The organism is Streptomyces sp. NPDC058221, from assembly GCF_042882365.1.
Classification (GTDB): domain Bacteria; phylum Actinomycetota; class Actinomycetes; order Streptomycetales; family Streptomycetaceae; genus Streptomyces.
In genome coordinates this window covers 1-2,472 of the sequence record NZ_JBHVWF010000299.1, presented here as the reverse complement: position 1 = coordinate 2,472, position 2,472 = coordinate 1, and the positions used below count along the sequence as shown (strand labels likewise).

At 67.7% G+C, this 2,472-nt stretch carries 2 protein-coding genes; both read right to left on the bottom strand.

The window, feature by feature from the left end:
- Positions 1-221 (bottom strand): polyketide synthase docking domain-containing protein (locus ACFVW8_RS38960; protein WP_389698772.1); only part of this gene is annotated, 221 nt, incomplete at its 3' end.
- A partial coding sequence (locus ACFVW8_RS38955; RefSeq protein ID WP_389698770.1) for a type I polyketide synthase occupies positions 218-2,472 on the bottom strand: 2,255 nt, incomplete at its 5' end. The genes ACFVW8_RS38960 and ACFVW8_RS38955, both read right to left, overlap by 4 nt.

Genomic DNA, 2,472 nt, shown 5'->3' with positions numbered 1-2,472 from the left:
AACTCTCCGATCGCGTCCTCGCCCCGCTCCAGCAGTTCCCACAACTCCTCGGGAGACGAAACCCCACCCGGGAACCGGCAACTCATCCCCACGACCGCGATCGGTTCCTGGTCCCTGTCCTCGGCCGCCGCCTCCGCGTCGCGCAGACGCTGACGGGTGAGGCGCAGGTCCGCCGTGGCTCGCTTGAGATAGTCGCGAAGCTTGTCCTCGTTGTTCGTCATGCGACGTCGTCTCCTTCGGCCAGCGGCTCTCGGCCGGTGTCGTCCGTGCCTGTTGTTTCGAGTTCGGTGTCGAGTGCCAGGAACAGTTCGTCGTCCGTTGCCGACAAGAGGTCTTCCACGTCGTCGTGGCTGGCCGCCCGGCCGGCATCGTGAGGGTCGTCCCCGCTCCAGTTGCGGGACAGCCGCCGGAGTCGTTCGCCGATCAGTTCGCGGTCTGCCTCGCCGAGCGTGATCCCGGAAATGGCCTTCTCGATACGCTCCAGCTCCGCGAGTACGGAAGCAGGTCCCGCACTGTCCCGGCAGAGTTCGTCGATGAGGTAGTCGGCGAGGGCGGCAGGCGTCGGATGGTCGAAGACGAGTGTTGTAGTCAGGCGAAGCCCCGTGGCGCTGGACAGTCGGTTCCGGAGCTCCACGGCAGTCAGCGAGTCGAATCCCATTTCCAGCAGGCCTCGGTCCGTCTCGACGATGCCGGGCGTCGCGTGGCCGAGGACAGAAGCGATCTCGCTTCGCACCAACTGCGGCACTGCCGATGCAAGCTGTTGTGGACTGAGCCCGTCCAGGTTCCGTGTCGGCGAGGCGGCCAGTGCGGCATCGCTCCTGGAACTTGCCGGAACGAGCTCGCGCAGTATCGCCGGCAACGCACCGTCGGCCGCCCGGGAGCGCAGTGCTGCCGTATTGATTTGTGCGAGGACCACGAAGGGCTCCCCGAGTCCGAGCGCCAGGTCGAAGAGTGCCAGCCCCGCCTCCGGCGACAGTGCGCCTATACCGGTCGCCGCCATCCTGGAGCGGTCACTGTCCGACAGCCCGCCGGCCATGCCGCCGGGTGTCTCCCACAGCCCCCACGCGAGCGACAGGGCGGGCAGGCCCTCGGCTCGACGCTGCTGGGCGAGTGCGTCCAGAGCAGCGTTCGCCGCTCCGTAGTTGCCCTGGCCCGCGCTGCCGAACGTCGCGGCGACGGACGAGAAGAGCACGAAGGCGCTGAGGGGGACCGGAAGGTCCCGGGTAAGTTCGTGCAGATTCCGCGCCGCATCCGACTTCGGTCGGGCAACCGTGCTCATCCGCTCCGGTGTCAACGACTCGATCGTGGCATCGTCCAGTGCACCTGCCGTATGAACCACCGCGGTGAGCGGGTGTTCAGCCGGAATCGAGGAGAGGAGCTCGGCGAGTGCCGTCCGGTCCCCAACATCGCACGTTGCCAGAGCAACTTCGGCTCCCAGCGAGGCGAGTTCATCCACCAGCTCGGCTGCGCCCGGCGCATCTGGGCCACGCCTCGAAGCCAGGAGCAGATGACCTACGTGGTGGGCCTCCACCAAGTGCCGTGCGAGCAGTGATCCCAGCGCTCCGGTCGCGCCTGTGAGCAGGACGGTCCCGGACGGGTCGAAGCCGCGCTCGGGGCTGCGGTCGGCATCGCGCCGAGCGGCCGGCCTTACGAGGCGTGGGGCATGAGCGACGCCGTTACGCAGGGCAAGTTGAGGCTCATCGGCTGGAAGGCCTTCCAGCACGGCTTCCGGTGCCGAACCCTCCACCTCCTCGTCCACCAGGAGGAATCGGTCGGGGAATTCCGCCTGCGCCGCTCGTACAAGGCCCCATACACCTGCAAGGTCAAGGTCGGGCGCAGGATCCGAGCCAGTGGTGGACACGGCACCACGAGTGAGCACGACAAGGCGTGATGGGGAGAACCGGTCCTCGGCCACCCACGCCTGAAGGATGTCGAGCACCAGGTCGGCGGGGGCCGGGCCGCCGGGCGTGCGCGTGTCCACGGGTAGGACGACAAAGTCCGGCACTGATCCGTCGACGACGATCGCGGGAAGGTCGGGATACTCGGTGCCACCGAGCACCACCGCCCGCGATGCCGTCGTCCCCAGGCGGGGCGCCGAGGCCGGGACTGACGGCCAGGCCAGCTCGTAGAGCGAGTTGCGTACTTGGCTGTCAACGAGGTGCTCCGCGCCGAGGGGCCGCACCGTCAGTGATTCCACAGTGGCGACAGGAGCTCCCTCTCCGTCGGCCAAGTGGACCGATACGTTTTCGTCGGCGGTTTTTGTGAGGGTCACGCGGAGGCTGGTGGCTCCGGTCGCGTGCAGCGTGACGTTCGACCAGGAGAAGGGAACCCGGACCGGACCGTCCTCCTCCTCATCCAGCAACAACGCATGAAGCCCGGCGTCGAGGAGTGCGGGATGCAGAGTATGCCCACCCGGATCAGTACCCGCAGGCAACTCCACCTCCGCATACGTCACATCCCCATCCCGCCACA